The 16,181-nt window shown below is 61.1% G+C and carries 11 protein-coding genes; 4 read left to right on the forward strand and 7 right to left on the reverse strand.

Annotated features, from left to right (window positions below):
• Positions 1-11 precede the first annotated feature (11 nt).
• Both tsf and rpsB read right to left on the reverse strand, forming a co-directional pair.
• On the reverse strand, positions 12-923 hold the full coding sequence (tsf, locus tag CLU94_RS01560; protein ID WP_034752260.1) for a translation elongation factor Ts: 912 nt from the start codon (positions 921-923) through the stop codon (positions 12-14).
• Between the two features lie 158 nt (positions 924-1,081).
• Entirely contained in the window at positions 1,082-1,834 is a 753-nt protein-coding gene (rpsB, locus tag CLU94_RS01565) for a 30S ribosomal protein S2 (RefSeq protein ID WP_010397614.1), read from the reverse strand.
• A gap of 390 nt (positions 1,835-2,224) precedes the next feature.
• Between rpsB and map the strand changes: the two genes are divergently transcribed.
• The 4 genes from map (at position 2,225) to CLU94_RS01585 (ending at position 7,346) form a co-directional block, all read left to right on the forward strand.
• On the forward strand, positions 2,225-3,037 hold the full coding sequence (gene map, locus CLU94_RS01570) for a type I methionyl aminopeptidase (protein WP_099668116.1): 813 nt from the start codon (positions 2,225-2,227) through the stop codon (positions 3,035-3,037).
• Positions 3,038-3,071: 34 nt separating this feature from the next.
• Entirely contained in the window at positions 3,072-5,639 is a 2,568-nt protein-coding gene (locus CLU94_RS01575) for a [protein-PII] uridylyltransferase (RefSeq protein ID WP_099664332.1), read from the forward strand.
• Between the two features lie 40 nt (positions 5,640-5,679).
• The gene (locus CLU94_RS01580) at positions 5,680-6,429 is read left to right on the forward strand and encodes a pseudouridine synthase (RefSeq protein ID WP_099664333.1); all 750 of its coding nucleotides are present in this window, start codon (positions 5,680-5,682) and stop codon (positions 6,427-6,429) included.
• A 152-nt stretch (positions 6,430-6,581) separates the two neighbouring features.
• Positions 6,582-7,346 carry a flagellar brake protein gene (locus CLU94_RS01585; protein ID WP_099664334.1) on the forward strand — a complete coding sequence of 255 codons (765 nt, stop codon included), beginning with the start codon at positions 6,582-6,584 and terminating at the stop codon, positions 7,344-7,346.
• 177 nt (positions 7,347-7,523) lie between these two features.
• On the opposite strand, the gene def is transcribed toward CLU94_RS01585, so the two are convergent.
• Genes def through smc form a run of 5 tightly spaced genes read right to left on the reverse strand, consistent with a single transcriptional unit; the run spans position 7,524 to position 16,043 of the window.
• Positions 7,524-8,060: a peptide deformylase gene (gene def / locus CLU94_RS01590; RefSeq protein WP_076569759.1), complete on the reverse strand. Its 537-nt coding sequence runs from the start codon at positions 8,058-8,060 to the stop codon at positions 7,524-7,526.
• On the reverse strand, positions 8,057-8,950 hold the full coding sequence (galU, locus tag CLU94_RS01595) for a UTP--glucose-1-phosphate uridylyltransferase GalU (protein WP_077403348.1): 894 nt from the start codon (positions 8,948-8,950) through the stop codon (positions 8,057-8,059). The genes def and galU overlap by 4 nt, the downstream gene beginning before the upstream one ends.
• Before the next feature lie 24 nt (positions 8,951-8,974).
• Positions 8,975-11,341, reverse strand: a complete 2,367-nt coding sequence (gene ligA, locus CLU94_RS01600) for an NAD-dependent DNA ligase LigA (RefSeq protein WP_099664335.1) — start codon at positions 11,339-11,341, stop codon at positions 8,975-8,977.
• 14 nt (positions 11,342-11,355) lie between these two features.
• Complete coding sequence (locus tag CLU94_RS01605; RefSeq protein ID WP_099664336.1) at positions 11,356-12,519, reverse strand: cell division protein ZipA C-terminal FtsZ-binding domain-containing protein; 1,164 nt, start codon at positions 12,517-12,519, stop codon at positions 11,356-11,358.
• Positions 12,516-16,043: a chromosome segregation protein SMC gene (smc, locus tag CLU94_RS01610; RefSeq protein WP_099664337.1), complete on the reverse strand. Its 3,528-nt coding sequence runs from the start codon at positions 16,041-16,043 to the stop codon at positions 12,516-12,518. Before smc ends, CLU94_RS01605 begins: the two co-directional genes overlap by 4 nt.
• Between the last annotated feature and the right edge of the window lie 138 nt (positions 16,044-16,181).

Here is a 16,181-nt window from a genome sequence, read left to right on the forward strand (position 1 = left end):
GCCCGCTTTACTTACGCTCCCTGGGAGGCAGCCATCTGTGCTGCGACTTCTGCTGCGAAGTCGTCTTGCTTCTTCTCGATGCCCTCGCCCACTACGTACATGGCGAAACCTTTGACGCTGGTGTTAGCCGCCTTCAGCATTTGCTCAACCGACAGCTTGTCGTTTTTCACGAAAGCTTGGTTCAGCAGGGAAACTTCTTTCAAGAACTTCTGTACGGAACCTTCCAGGCGCTTGGCCAGGATTTCCGGCGATTGCGCTGGCTTGCCTTCGGCGGCCGCTTTGGCTGCGTCTTCTTCGGCTTTCAGTTGTGCAACCGAACGCTCTTTTTCGATCAGTTCCGCAGGAACTTCGTTCGACGACAGCGACACTGGCTTCATGGCAGCGATGTGCATGGCCACGTCTTTGCCGACTTGCTCATCGGCGCCGTCGAATTCGACGATCACGCCAATGCGCGAACCGTGCAGGTACGAAGCCAGCTTGGCGCTGGTTTCGAAACGCTGGAAGCGGCGGATGGTCATGTTTTCGCCGATTTTGCCGATCAGGGCAGCGCGCACGTCTTCCAGGGTCTTGCCATCGAGTGGCAGGGCCAGCAGGGCAGCGACGTCAGCCGGGTTGTGTTCCGCTACCAGACGGGCAGCGTTGTTGGCCAGTGCCAGGAAATCGTCGTTTTTCGCAACAAAGTCGGTTTCCGAGTTCACTTCGACCAGGGCGCCTACGCCATTGGCGATGTAGGTTGCCACGACGCCTTCAGCGGTGATGCGTGCCGATGCTTTCGATGCCTTGCCGCCCAGTTTGACGCGCAGGATCTCTTCCGCACGAGCCATGTCGCCTTCGGCTTCGGTCAGTGCTTTTTTGCATTCCATCATTGGTGCGTCGGTTTTGCCGCGCAATTCGCCTACCATCGCTGCTGTAATCGCTGCCATGTGTTTCTCCTGATTCGGTGAGTCGATAGTCGCGGCCGGGCATGCATGCCTCGCCAGCGGTCACTATCGTTTTTTTGTTAAAAAAAAGGGGGAGCTGCTGCCACCCCTTTTCCCTTACTGCTGTGCTTACAAACGGCTATCCTGCGATAGCCTGGCCATTAAGCCTGTTCGTTTACTTCGACGAATTCGTCGCCAGCGGCTGCTTTAACCATTTCAACAACTTCGTTACCGGCAGCTGCACGGCCTTCGATGATTGCATCAGCAACACCGCGAGCGTACAACATGATGGCTTTCGAGGAGTCATCGTTACCTGGGATCACGAAGTTCACGCCTTCTGGGGAGTGGTTGGTATCGACAACGCCGATGACCGGGATACCCAGTTTAGCTGCTTCGGTGATCGCACCTTTGTGGTAGCCGACGTCGACGACGAAGATTGCGTCAGGAATGCCGCCCATGTCCTTGATGCCGCCGATCGATTTTTGCAGCTTGATCATTTCGCGGGAGAACATCAGCGCTTCTTTTTTCGACAGCTTCTCGATCGAACCGTCTTCGATCATCACTTCCATGTCTTTCAGACGCTTGATCGAGGTTTTGATCGTTTTGAAGTTGGTCAGCATGCCGCCCAACCAACGTTGATCAACGAAAGGCACGCCAGCGCGTTGCGCTTCAGCAGCGATGATTTCGCGAGCTTGACGCTTGGTGCCAACCATCAGGATGGTGCCACGGTTTGCAGCCAGTTGACGCACGTGCTTCATTGCGTCCTGGTACATCGCCATGGTTTTTTCCAGGTTGATGATGTGGATCTTGTTGCGATGGCCGAAGATGAACGGTGCCATTTTTGGATTCCAAAAACGGGTTTGGTGACCAAAGTGGACACCGGCTTCCAGCATTTCGCGCATTGTTACGGACATTATTAACTCCAGGGTTGGGTCTGGAATCCGATCAGTCACCATACAGGCACCCTTGTCGACCGGATTCGCGTGTTTATATAAATTAAAGACACTGTTTTACTACATTGCTTAAAAGAGAATTCAAGCAACCCGGGATTCTACACCGAAATGCCCATTTCATCAAGTCCACGGCGCAAATCGCGCGCGCAGCGACGGCAAGCGTTGCACCACGCTGGTGCAATGCGTATCCGCCATGGCCATTCCCGCAAAAAACGCCTGCCCGCCCTAGGATGGAGGCGGCGGATACAGGGCGCCTCGTTTATAATTTCGACATATTTGCAGACTTTTCCTCCTACGCTGAGATTCGTCTGTGCTTTTCACCCGAACAACTTGCAGATTGCGAATTACATCATGTCCACCATCCGTATCAATACCGCCGCCGACATCGAAGGCATGCGCGTTGCCGGCAAACTCGGCGCCGAAGTGCTCGACTACATCACTCCCTTCGTCAAGGTCGGCGTCACGACCGGCGAACTGGACCGCCTGTGCCACGAATACATGGTCAACGTGCAAGGCACCATCCCTGCCCCGCTGAACTATTGCCCGCCCGGCTACACGCCCTACCCGAAAGCCATCTGCACCTCCGTCAACGACGTCATCTGCCATGGCATCCCCGGCGACAAGGTCTTGAAAAGCGGCGACTCCGTCAACCTCGACATCACCGTCATCAAGGATGGCTACCACGGCGACAACAGCCGCATGTTCCTCGTCGGCACGCCGACCATCCTGGCCAAGCGCCTGTCGGAAATCACCTATGAATGCATGTGGCTGGGCATAGCCCAGATCAAGCCGGGCGCCCACCTGGGCGATATCGGCCACGCCATCCAGCAGCACGCGGAAAAGGCCGGCTACAGCGTGGTGCGCGAATTCTGCGGCCACGGCATCGGCAAGGTCTTCCATGAAGAACCGCAAGTGTTGCATTACGGCAAGCCAGGCACCCTGGAACGCCTGGAAGCGGGCATGATTTTCACCGTCGAACCGATGATCAACTCGGGCCGCCGCGAAATCCGCGAAATGAACGATGGCTGGACCATCAAAACCAAGGACCGCAGCCTGTCGGCGCAATGGGAACACACGGTGCTGGTGACGGAAACGGGCTATGAAGTGCTGACCGTCTCGCCCGGCATGCCGCCACCACCGGCCTTGATCCTGAACAAAGCCTGATTCTCCACCCCACGCACCGCCACCCAGGGCCCAGATGAAAAAGCAAGTTCGGGAACAGCTGAAACAGCAACTGAAAGCCGACCGCCAGGTCGTCATTGCGGCCTTCCAGGCCGACGGCAAGCCTGAAAAACTGCTGCGCAGCCTGCGCCACAGCGTCGACGGCGTGCTGGCGCGCGCCTGGCAGGAAGCGGGCTTGCCACCAGGCACTTCCCTGGTGGGCGTGGGCGGCTATGGCCGCGGCGAACTGTTTCCGTATTCCGACGTCGACCTGCTGATCCTGCTGCAACAACCGCCCGATGGGGCCACGCAGGAAAAGCTCGAGGAACTGGTGCAACTGCTGTGGGACCTGGGCCTGGAAATCGGCCACAGCATCCGCACGGTCGATGAATGCCTGGTCGAATCGAGGGCCGACATCACCGTGCAAACGAGCTTGCTCGAAGCGCGCCTCGTGTGCGGCAACGCGGACTTGTTCGCGCAATTGCAGCAACGCTATGACGCGGCCATGGACCCGCAGGCGTTTTTCCACGCGAAAACGGCGGAAATGCGCCAGCGCCATGCCAAATATGAAGACACGGCCTTCAGCCTGGAGCCGAATTGCAAGGAAAGCCCGGGCGGCTTGCGCGACTTGCAAGTCATCCTGTGGGTAGCCAAGGCGGCCGGCCTGGCGAACTCGTGGCGCACCCTGGCCACGGGCGGCCTGATCACCCTGACGGAAGCGCGCCAGTTGATGGAAAAGGAGCGCGCCTTCAAGGATATCCGCGTGCGCCTGCACCTGCATGCGGGGCGGCGCGAAGACCGCCTCGTGTTCGACGTGCAGACGGCGATCGCCGAATCGCTGGGCTTGCAGGCGACTGGCAGCGGGCCGCACATGCGCCGCGCCAGCGAATTCCTCATGCAGCGCTACTACTGGGCCGCCAAGACGGTGACCCAGCTCAACACGATCTTGCTGCAAAACATCGAAGCGCGATTGTTTCCACAAGACAATGTGGCCGTGCCCATCAACGCACGCTTCAATGAAGTCAACAGCCTGATCGACATCAGCGCCGACGATACGTTCGAGCAATACCCATCGGCCATGCTGGAAGTCTTCGTGCTGATGACGGAACGCCCGGCCCTGAAGGGCATGACCTCGCGCGCCACGCGGGCCCTGTGGCACGCGCGCTTCAAGATCGACGCCGCCTTCCGCCAGGACCCCGTCAACCGCGCCCTCTTCCTGCGCATCATGCAGGCGCCGGTCGGTATCATCCATGCGCTGCGGCGCATGAACGAAATGAGCATCCTGGGGCGCTACCTGCCGAATTTCCGCCGCATCGTGGGCCAGATGCAGCACGACCTGTTCCACGTGTACACGGTCGACCAGCATATTTTGATGGTGGTGCGCAACATGCGCCGCTTCACCATGAGCGAACACGCGCACGAATACCCGTTCTGCAGCCAGCTGATGGCCGATTTCTCGCAATCGTGGCTGCTGTACGTGGCGGCCCTGTTCCACGACATCGCCAAGGGCCGCGGCGGCGACCATTCGAAGCTGGGCGTGGCCGACGCCACCCAGTTCTGCCAGGAGCACGGCCTGTCGGAAGAAGACACGGAACTGGTGGCTTTCTTGGTGGAAAATCACCTGACCATGTCGCAAGTGGCGCAAAAGCAGGATTTGTCCGATCCCGACGTCATCGCCGCCTTTGCAAAGGTGGTCAAGGACGAGCGCCACCTGACGGGCCTGTACCTGCTGACGGTGGCCGACATCCGCGGCACCAGCCCGAAAGTGTGGAATGCCTGGAAGGGCAAGCTGCTGGAAGACCTGTACAAGATCACCTTGCGCGTGCTGGGCGGCGAGCCGCACACGGCCGACCGCGAGCTGAAAAACCGCCAGCAGGAAGCGCTGGCCACCCTGCGCCTGTACGGCTTGCCGCCGGATGCCCATCTGAAACTGTGGCAGCAGCTGGACGTGGCGTATTTCCTGCGCCACGACGCGTCCGACATCGCCTGGCAGACGCGCTCGCTGTATGACAAGCTCGACAGCAAGTTGCCGGTGGTAAAATGCCGGCTGGCGCCCATCGGCGAAGGCTTGCAGGTGGCCGTGTACATTCCCGACCAGCCCGACCTGTTCGCGCGCATCTGCAGCTATTTCGACCGCAAGAACTTCAGCATTCTCGACGCGAAGATCCACACGACCAAGAATGGCTATGCGCTCGACACGTTCCTTGTCACGGAGCAAAACTTCGCCAAGAGCTACCGCGACATCATCAGCCTGATCGAGCATGAGCTGGGCGAGCTGCTGCAGTCGCAAACGCCGCTGCCGCCGCCGGGCAAGGGACGGCTGTCGCGCCTGTCGCGCACCTTCCCCTTCCAGCCGACCGTGGATTTGCGGCCCGATGAAAAGGGCCAATACTATTTGCTGTCGGTGGCGGCCAACGACCGCACGGGGCTGCTGTATGCGATCGCCAACGTGCTGACCAAGTACCGCATCAACTTGCACACGGCCAAGATCATGACCCTGGGCGAGCGGGTCGAAGACGTTTTCCTCGTCGACGGTCCCGCGCTCAACAATGCCCGCAACCAGATATTGCTGGAAACCGATTTACTCGATGCGCTGAAAGTGTAGACTTTCCGCGCAGCGCCTACCTTACTGAAACTGAAACAACATGACCGAAGAATTATTACGCTTGTCCAAACGCATGTCCGAACTGGGCCTGTGCTCCCGCCGTGAAGCCGATGAATGGATCGCACGCGGCTGGGTCCGTGTGGATGGCAAGGTGGTGTCCGAGCTGGGCAGCAAGGTCTACCCCAGCCAGCGGGTCACCGTGGAACGCCAGGCGGCGGCCGAGCAATCGAAGCGGGTCACCGTGCTGATCAACAAACCCGTCGGCTATGTCAGCGGCCAGGCCGAAGACGGCTACACGCCAGCCGTGGCCCTGATCAAGGCGGAAAACCGCTGGGCGGAAGACCGCAGCCCGGAACAATTCCACCCCACCCAGCTGCGCAGCCTGGTGGCGGCGGGCCGCCTGGACATCGATTCCGTCGGCTTGCTCGTCCTGACGCAGGACGGCCGCGTGGCCAAGCAGCTGATCGGCCACGATACCGATATCGACAAGGAATACCTGGTGCGCGTCAGCTACACCAAGGGCGGCACCCTGCCCGACAGCGAACTGAAAAAACTCAATCATGGCCTGTGGCTCGACGGCAAGCCGCTGCTGCCGGCCAAGGTGCGCTGGCAAAACGAAGACCAGCTGAGCTTTACCTTGCGCGAAGGCAAGAAACGCCAGATCCGCCGCATGTGCGAAGCCGTCGGCCTGAAAGTACTGGGTTTGAAACGCGTGCGCATCGGCAAGATCAAGCTGGGCGACCTGCCGACGGGCCAATGGCGTTACCTGAGCGCGGACGAACAGTTTTAAGCGACGGCATCAAGGTGGCATGCCGCGTGGCATGCCAAGCCATATAAGCAACAGGAATATAGTGATATAAAAACAATTATTGTGATTTACTTAGTAAATATTGCTTTAAACCTATACACTATTCCCCATCAGAACAAAAGAGATACGCTGTCGTGAACGATCCCATCCCCAATCCCCTGCGCAAAGGCGCGCCCAGCCTGGCTGACGTGGCCGAGCCGATGGCGCCAGGCACCAAGCCGCACCATATGAGCGATCCGTGGGATATCGGCGAAACCCTGTGCAGCCTGGCAGACAACGGCGACGCCATTTCCATCTACCCGGCGGGCGGCGAAGACGTCATCATGGCGCGCATCCTGTCCGTCGACGACGACTTGCCGCAATTCGTGCTGGAACTGAATGAAGGCGCCACCCTGCCCGAAGGCGGCGCCACGTTTGTGTCGTGGGTGCAAAGCGCCAAGTTGCAATTTACCATCAATGGCGAATGGGAAGCGTATCCCGAGCGGCCGAACGTGTATCTGACGAACTTCCCCAGCCATTGCCTGGTGCTGGAACGGCGCGAATCGGCACGCCTGGAAACGCCGCTGGGCGTGTACTACCTGGCCGCCTTCGTGCTCGAGGGTCGTCCGTATGAATTGCAGCTATATGATTTCTCGGCCGGCGGCATCGGCATGCGCGCCCATCCGCGCGACACGGTAGGCCTGTACGTGGGGCGCAAGCTGTCGCGCGTGCGCCTGGAGCTGGGACCGAACAAGGTCATGATCGCCGACCTGGAAATCCGCCTGTCGCGCACCTTCCGCTCCTTCCTGCTGGGCGAGCAGGTGCAGATCGGCTGCCGCTTCCTGAACCTGACGGAAGCCATGGAGGATGAATTGAAAGTGCTGCTCGATAATCTGGGCAGCAGCCGCAAGGTGCGCTAGTTTCGCTTCACGCATGAAAAATGGCCGCCCAGCTCATGCTGCGCGGCCATTTTTTGTTTAACAGCCAAAGTCACGAGGCGCCTGAAAAACGTTCAGGGCAAGACGCATTGCCGAAGACAGTACGAATAGTACGGCGAGGCAATGCAACGCCGCCATGGGCGTTTTCTCAGCCGCCGATCAGTCGTCGTCGTTTGGATCTAAATCCGGAAACATCACTTCCGTATAACCGAATTGCGTAAAATCAACGATGCGCATCGGATACAAAATGCCGTGCAAGTGGTCCACTTCATGCTGCACCACGCGCGCATGGAAACCGTCGCAGTCGCGGCTGATGGGCTGGCCGAACTGGTCCACGCCTTCGTAGTGCAGCTCGCTCCAGCGCGGCACGCTGCCGCGCAGGCCGGGCACGGACAGGCAGCCCTCGAAACCCTCTTCCTTGCGTTCCGACAAAGGCGTCAGCACAGGGTTGATCAGCACGGTTTCCGGCACTTGCGGCGCATCGGGGTAGCGCAGGTTCTGCTTGAAGCCGTAGATCACCAGCTGCAGGTTGACGCCGATCTGCGGCGCCGCCAGGCCCGCGCCATTGGCCGCATGCATGGTGTCGAACATGTCGGCGATCAAGGCGTGCAGTTCGGGCGTATCGAATTCACGCACGGGCTCGGCCATGCGCAGCAGGCGCGGATCGCCCATCTTGAGGATGTCACGTACCGTCATTTTGTTTCCAGTGTCGCTTGCAGTTGTTGCAGATAGCTACGGAAGGCGGCGCCCGTTTCCGGATGTTTCATGCCCATCGCCGTCGTTGCCTTCAGGTAACCAAGCTTGGAGCCGCAATCATAACGCTGCCCCTGGTAGCGGTAAGCCAGCACGCGCTCTTCGCGCATCAGGGCGGCGATGCCGTCCGTCAACTGGATTTCGCCGCCGGCACCCGTGCCGATATTTTCCAGATGGTTAAAGATACGGCTGGTCAGCACATAACGGCCCACCACGGCCAGGGTTGACGGCGCCTCTTCGGGCGCGGGCTTTTCCACGATGGCCGAGACCAGCTCCAGGTCGGGCTGATAATTCTTTGCCGACACAATACCGTACTGCTTGGTTTCCGCGCGCGGCACATCCTGCACGGCCAGCAGCGAGCAATTTTCATACTGGAAGACATCGGTCATCTGCGCCAGCACGGGGCGCACGCCCTCTTGCACATCCATGAAATCGTCGGCCAGCAAGACGGCAAACGGCTCGTCGCCGATCACGGGACGGGCGCACAGCACGGCATGCCCCAGCCCCAGCGGCGCGGACTGGCGAATGTAAATGCAATTGATATGCTTGGGAATGACGTTTTGCACCATGTCGAGCAACTGGCGCTTGCCGGCCGCTTCCAGCTCCGATTCCAGCTCGTAAGCCGTATCGAAATGGTCTTCGATGGCGCGCTTGTTGCGCCCCGTGATGAAGATCATTTCCGTGATACCGGCCGCCACGGCTTCTTCCACCGCGTACTGGATCAATGGTTTATCGACGATGGGCAACATTTCCTTCGGTTGTGCCTTGGTCGCTGGCAAGAAGCGGCTGCCCAGGCCGGCGACGGGAAAGACTGCTTTTCTGATTTTTTTCATGGGTCTTCTGTAATATTTTAAGAATTAATCCTGCGCGAGCAAGGCCAGCAAACCAGCCTCGTCGAGGATGGCCACGCCCAGTTCCTGGGCCTTGGCCAGCTTGCTGCCGGCGTCCGAGCCGGCCACGACATATCCTGTCTTCTTCGAAACAGAACCGCTGACCTTGCCACCGGCCGCTTCGATCAGCTCCGCCGCCTCGTCGCGGCTCATATTGGGCAAGGTACCCGTCAGGACGAAAGTCTTGCCGTCCAGCTTGCCGCCAGCGGCTGGCATTTCAGGCAATTGTGACAGTAATTCATGACGCAGGGCGTCCAGTTGACCAAGCAGCTTGACATTGCCCTCATCGGCCAGCCATTGCGCCAGCGACTCGGCCACGGCGGCAGGCAAGCCCGCATGGAAGCTGGCGCCTTGCGCGGCCAGGCTGGCCAGGGTCACGCCCCGCTCCACCAGCTGCTTGCTGCGCGGCTCCGTCAGCTTCGGGATGCCGATGGCGGCCAGCAAGGTGGTTTGTTCGAGCTGCGTGCGCAGCTTGGCGCTGGGCGCATGTTCGCCTTGCGGCGCGACGCCCGCATCCAGCAACGCCTGCAGCGCCTGCTGGTTCTTTTCTTCGGCAAAGAAATCGGCAATCGACTCGGCGACCGTGCCGCCGATGTCGGGCAGCACGCGCAGCAAGGCTGCGGGCGCTTGCCGCACATACGCCAGGCTACCGAGCCACTCGGCCAGGGTCTTGGCCGTCGATTCGCCCACGTGGCGGATGCCCAGCGCGAACAGGAAGCGCTCAAGCGGCGGGCGCTTGCTCGCTTCTATACCGGCCAGCAGGTTTTCCGCCCACTTGGTGGGAATCTTGCCTTGTTGCACTGTTTCTGGCGTCGAACCGTCGCGCTCGTCGGCGCGCACTTTCATTTCCAGCAATTTATCCAGGGTCAGGCTGTACAAGTCGGCCAGGCCATGCACGTATTCCAGTTCGACCAGGGTATCGATATAACGTTCGCCCAGGCCTTCGATATCCATCATGCGCCGGCCCGCGAAATGGCGGAACGCTTCCTTGCGCTGCGCCGAGCAGAACAGGCCGCCCGAGCAGCGGGCAATCGCCTCGCCCTCTTCGCGCACCACGTGCGAGCCGCACACGGGGCACGTTTCCCGCATCTTGAACGGCAGCGGCGCCGGTTCCGGCCGCTTTTCCAGCACCACGGACAGCACTTCGGGAATCACGTCGCCCGCGCGGCGCACGACGACCGTATCGCCCACGCGCACATCCTTGCGCAGCACCTCATCTTCATTGTGCAAGGTGGCGTTGGTGACCGTCACGCCGCCCACGGAGACGGGCGCCAGGCGCGCCACGGGCGTCATGGCGCCCGTGCGGCCCACCTGGATATCGATGCCCAGCACCTGCGTCAGCGCCTCTTCGGCGGGGAACTTGTGCGCCAGCGCAAAACGCGGTGCGCGCGACACAAAACCCAGCTCCTGCTGGTCTTCCGTCGCGTTCACCTTGTAGACGACGCCGTCGATTTCATACGGCAACGTGGGACGGCGCGCGCCGATGTCCGCGTAGTAATCGAGCAAGCCTTGCGCGCCCTGCACCACACGGCGCTCCTTCGATACGGGAATGCCCAGGGTTTCGTACCAGTCCAGCAAGGCAGAATGCGACACGGGCATGGCGGCGCCATCGAGGGCGCCGATGCCGTACGCATAGAAACGCAGCTTGCGCTGGGCCGTGATGCGCGAATCGAGCTGGCGCAGGCTGCCGGCCGCCGCATTGCGCGGGTTGGCAAATTCCTTCTGGCCCGCTTCGCGCTGGCGTTCGTTCAGGCGGGCAAAATCGGCCTTGAACATCATGACTTCGCCACGCACGTCGAGCACGGCAGGAATCCTGTCGCCATGCAGGCGCAACGGGATGCCGGAAATGGTGCGGATATTCGCCGTCACGTCCTCGCCCGTGGCGCCGTCGCCGCGCGTGGCCGCCTGTATGAACAGGCCGTTTTCATAGCGCAGGTTGATGGCCAGGCCGTCGAATTTCACTTCGGCAGCGTAATCGACTTCGGCACCGTCAAGGTCCAGGCCTTCGCGCACGCGGCGGTCGAAGTTGACGATATCGTCATCGGTGAAACCATTGTTCAACGACAACATCGGCACCGTGTGCGTGACTTGCTCGAATTGCGGCAAGGGCGCCGCGCCCACGCGCAAGGTGGGCGAATCGGGCGTGCGCAAGTCGGGATGGGCCGCTTCCAGCGCCTGCAGTTCGACGAACAGCTTGTCGTACTCGGCGTCGGGGATGGTGGGATTGTCGAGCACGTGGTAGGCGTGCAGATGCCGATTGAGTTCGGCCGTGAGTGCCAGGACGCGCTGAGCGGCATTCCGCTGGGCGGCGTCCTGGTTGATCGGATCAGTCATTGTTGCGGGATTCTTCAGCTAAATAAACGCAGGGCGCGGGTGGAACCGGCAGGAATGTCGGCCGCGTCCATTTCCTGGTAAAACTCTTGCACCTGGCCGGCGATCTCGGCCAGCGCCGCGTCCGACAGGGCCTGGTTGTAATCGTCGACGATGGTGGCGTCCAGGCGGCCCACCAGTGCCTTGGCGCAAGCGACCATGGCGCCGAAGCCGTCGCGCGCGGGCGCCACGCATGGTACGTCCAGCAGCAGGGTCAGGCGCGGCGTCGTTTCCTCGGCCAGGGTGACATTCGTCGACAGCGAGAACAGATAGCCACCTTCGCCGTCCGGCATGACGAAACGGCCGTCCGGACGTACGTCGAAGCCCTGCTTTTCCAGCGCGAACAGCAAGGTGGAAATGGCCCATGGCGCGCCATTCGTGTGCAGGTTGACGCCCAGCTGGGCATCGTGACCGGCCACGAAGCGGTGCAGATTGCGCGCTTCGGCCATCACTTCCATCATGTCGGGCACTTCCGGCTCGGCGCCGATCTCGTCAGCCACGCCGCGCAGGCGCGTGACCAGTTCCGAGTATTCCAGTTCATTCAGGGCCGTGCTGCGGCTGGCCAGCTGCACGCCGCCCTGCATCTTGGTGTAGACACCGCCATGCGTGATCGGTTCCCAGTCGCCATTCACGTGCAAACCGATGAAGTGGACGGGCTTGTTGCCCACCAGGCGCAGGGTTTGCAGCACGGGCAGGATCTTGTCGCCACGCACGGGCGCTTCCAGCGACAAAGGCAGCAGGCAATCGATCAGCGGGTCGACTAGGCTGGTCGCCTGTTCGCTGGCGGCGCTGACTTCCGGCTGCGCCGGCGCGGCAGGAGCGGCTGGTGCAGGGTCGGCATCGGCCAGCGACGGTTCCGCATGCACGGGCGCGTCCGGCACCACGGCCGCCGGCGGCGCGCCGAACGACGGTTCGGCCTTGGCGGCGGGCGCCGCGTCGAAGCGCGGTTCCTGGCGCAGCACGGGTTCCTGGGTTTCCACGGCAGGGGCCTCGCCCTCGCGCATCAGCACGTCGTCGTGGTCGGTGGAAAAAGCCCGTTCCACGCTTTTCTTGGCCTTGTATTCCTGCCATTTGTTGTACGAGAAAACACCGACGATAAAGACGCCGCCGGCGCCGAACAAGGTAATTTGAAGGTCTGTCATGCTGCTTGTGCCTCGGTTGCAAAATTTGCGGCGGACTCCATGTCCACCGCCACGATGCGCGATACGCCCTGCTCCTGCATCGTCACACCGATCAATTGATGGGCCATTTCCATCGCAATCTTGTTATGCGAAATGAAAAGGAATTGGGTCTGGTCGGACATGCGCTTGACCATGCGGCAGAAGCGTTCCGTGTTCGAATCGTCCAGCGGTGCATCGACTTCGTCGAGCAGGCAGAACGGCGCCGGATTCAGGCGGAACATGGAAAACACCAATGCGGTCGCGGTCAGCGCCTTCTCTCCACCCGATAACAGGTGGATGGTGGCATTTTTCTTGCCGGGAGGCTGCGCCATGACTTGTACACCGGAATCGAGAATCTCGTCGCCCGTCATGGTCAGCCTGGCCTGGCCGCCGCCGAACAGAATCGGGAACAGCTCGGAAAAGTGATGGTTGACCTTGTCGAACGTGTCTTGCAACAAGTCGCGCGTTTCCTTGTCGATCTTGTGGATCGCGTCTTCCAGGGTGTTGATCGCTTCCGTCAGGTCGGCATTCTGGGCGTCGAGGAAATTCTTGCGCTCGGATGCCTGCGCCAGCTCGTCCAGCGCGGCCAGGTTGACGGCGCCCAGGCCCGTGATGGCGTTCGTCAGGCGCGTCACTTCGCCCTGCAGATACGATGGACGCATGTCCGGGTGCAATTTCTCCGTCAGCGCGGCCTCGTCGGCGCCCGATTCCAGCAATTGCTGGGCGAATTGCTCCTGGTTCAGGCGCGCAGCCTGTTCCTTGAGCTGCATTTCCATGATCTTGTCGCGCTGCGGCTGCAAGCTGCGTTCCGATTGCGTGCGCGCATCTTCGGACAGGCGCAGCTGCTGCGTAATTTGATCGAGTTCGTGGCGCGCGTCCGCCAGCGCCCGCTCCTGCGTCGTGCGGCGTTCGAGCAAGTCCTGCAAGCCGTCAGCGGCCGCGCCGCTTTCCAGGTTGGCCAGTTCCAATTCTCCCGCCTGCAGGCTTTCCGTCACTTGCTGCGCCTGCGTGCTGGCCGTGGCGATGTTGCGGCGCAATTCCTCGATCTTCGCGCGGTGGGCTTTTTCCGCGTATTCCGTATCCTTGGCGGCGCGTTCCAGGTCGCGCAAGGCTTCGCGCGCTTCGGACAAAAGCTGTTCCTTCCGCAGGAAGTCCGTATGGCCGTCTTCGTGCGCTTCCTGCAAGTTGCCCAGCTCCATGTCCAGCTGTTCGAATTTCTCTTCCGATTCCAGCTTGGTCTGCATCTGCTCCGCTTCCTGCGCGGCGATCTCGGCGAGATCCGCACCGATCTGCGTGCTGCGCTGGTTGAAGCGCGCTTCCACTTCCGACAGTTTCACCACGTCCAGTTGCAGAGTATGCACGGAAGACGTCAGTTGCTGTATGCGCAAGCGCAAGTCGGACAGATTGCGCGTCAGGGTGGCAACGGCCGCATCGGCCCGCACGGAACGGGCGCGCGCCTCTTCGGCCAGCAATTGCTGGGCACGCAACTGCTTGCCGATATTGTCGATTTCCTGCTGGCGGCCCAGCATGCCTTCCTGCTCCGAATCGGCCGCATAGAAGCGCACGCTGGTGGCCGTCACGACGTGACCGGCGCGCGTGACGAAATAGCCGCCCGGCGGCAATTTAGCGCGTTCGGCCAGGGCTTCGGCCGCGTCTTCCACGGCATAGGCGTTGTACAGCCAATCCTGCAACAGGCCGCGCAAGCCCGGATCGTTGAGTTTCAACAAGTTCAGGAACGGCTTCAGGCCGGCGATTTCCGGCAGCGGCAGCGGCGCCACCGTGGATGGCGCGTACAGGGCCAGCTTGGCCGGCGGCGCGTCGGCAAAGAAGGCCTTGGCCCAGTCGATGTTCGACAGTTGCAAGGCCGACGTGCGCTCGCGCAAGATCGACTCCATGGCCGCTTCCCAGCCCGCTTCGATCTGCAGCTTTTGCCACAGACGCGGCAAGGTGTCGAGCTCGTGCTTTTTCAGCCAGGGCTGGACCTTGCCCTGCGTCTGCACCCGTTCCTGCAATTGTTTCAAAGCGGAAAGACGCGCTTCCAGCTGGGCATTCGCCGCCGTCTCGGCATTGACTTGCGCCTGCGCCTCGGCCCGCTCCTGTTCCAGCTTTGGCTGCTGCTCCAGCGCCTCTTCCAGGTAGAAACCCTGCTCTTCCAAGGTTTGCTGCTTTTCTTCCAGTTGGAGCTTCAGGTTTTCCAGGTGGCTGCTGTCGGGCAGGCTGAGGCTGTTCTTTTCCTGCTGCAGGCGCTCGCGGCGGCTCAAGAGGCTGGCCAGGATGTTCGAGGCATTGCGCTGGTGCGCCGATTCCAGCTCCAGCTGCTGCTGGGCCTGCATGATGCGCGCGCGCGATTCCGTGCTCTTGTTTTGCGCGGCGCGCCAGGCGGCGTCCAGCTCGGGCAATTGCTCGCCCTTCTGTTCCGCCATCATTTGCGATTGCTCAACCTTCGCAGCCAGTTCCTCGAGGTGGAATTCCGCCTCTTCGATCTGTTCCTGGTATTCGCCGCCCTGGCTGGTCCACTGGTCGCGCTGGGCCGTCAGGGTGGCCAGCTGCGCCTGCAGGCGGGCGCGCGATTCGATGACGAACTTGATCTGCGCTTCCAGGCTGCCGATTTCCGCATTCGTCTGGTACAGATGGCCTTGCGCCGTATGCAAGCGGTCGCCCACGGCAAAGTGCGCCTGGCGCATCTGCTCCAGGGTCAGTTCCACGTTGCGCAGCTTGGCCGTCTGCTCTTCCAGGTCCGTCTGCGCCTGTTCCACTTCGCGGAAATAGCGCGTCTGCTCGTTTTGCGCCTCGTTCTTGCGCAGCAGCCACAACAGCTTCTGCTTTTCTTCCTGGTCCGCCTGCAAGGCGTGGAAACGGGTGGCGACAGCGGCCTGCGCTTCCAGCTTTTCCAGGTTGGCATTGAGTTCGCGCAAGATATCTTCCACGCGCAGCAGGTTTTCGCGCGTGTCCTGCAAGCGGTTTTCCGTCTCGCGGCGGCGTTCCTTGTATTTCGATACGCCGGCCGCTTCTTCGAGGAAGACGCGCAATTCTTCCGGGCGCGATTCGATGATGCGCGAAATCATGCCCTGGCCGATGATGGCGTAGGCGCGCGGACCGAGGCCCGTGCCGAGGAAGATATCCTGGATGTCGCGCCGGCGCACGGGCTGGCCATTGATGTAATAGGTGGAGGTGCCGTCGCGCGTCAGGGTGCGCTTGACGGCGATCTCGGCGTACTGGCCCCACTGGCCGGACGCCTTGCCATCGTTATTGTCGAACACCAGTTCCACGGAAGCGCGCCCGGCCGGTTTGCGGTGGGTGGAGCCATTGAAAATGACGTCCTGCATCGATTCGCCGCGCAATTCCGACGCTTTCGATTCGCCCAGCACCCAGCGCACGGCGTCGATGATGTTCGACTTGCCGCAGCCATTCGGCCCGACCACGCCCACGAGCTGGCCTGGCACCTGGAAATTGGTGGGATCGACGAAAGACTTAAATCCCGACAACTTGATGGAAGAGAGACGCACGTGTTTTAGAGTTCCTGGCCTATGCTGGCGGTTATATTTGGGTGAACCCGGTTCATATTCAGTTCATGGCCACCTTGGCCACCCTTGCGGCAACAGTCCAGCCACTCACCGCAGGGAGTGGTTCATCATACCATTTCC

Source organism: Janthinobacterium sp. 13, from assembly GCF_002749695.1.
Classification (GTDB): Bacteria; Pseudomonadota; Gammaproteobacteria; order Burkholderiales; family Burkholderiaceae_D; genus Janthinobacterium; species Janthinobacterium kumbetense.